1 protein-coding gene is annotated in these 216 nt (G+C 56.5%); it reads right to left on the bottom strand.

Going from position 1 to position 216, the window contains the following annotated elements; all coding sequences use genetic code 11:
• The coding region (locus tag FDX22_RS31755) for an MFS transporter (RefSeq protein WP_255433025.1) at window positions 1–216 on the bottom strand (216 nt) is incomplete at both ends.

Here is a 216-nt window from a genome sequence, read left to right as displayed (position 1 = left end):
TGTTACGCAGGTGTTTAGGCCAGCTTTCAATAACGTAGGTGGCGCTGGAGCCGTACTCACCTGCCATTCCCATACCGATTACCAGGCGGGCGATAAACATGGTGGTGTAGCCTGGCGCGAAGCCACAGGCCAGCGTCCCCACAGAGAACAGAATGATACTGGTGACCATTGCCAGGCGACGTCCATAACGGTCACCCATCGCACCCAGCATTAACC

Origin of the sequence: Citrobacter sp. TBCS-14, from assembly GCF_005280805.1 — a bacterium.
Taxonomy (GTDB): domain Bacteria; phylum Pseudomonadota; class Gammaproteobacteria; order Enterobacterales; family Enterobacteriaceae; genus Citrobacter; species Citrobacter gillenii.
This window is presented reverse-complemented; position numbering and strand designations above follow the sequence as displayed.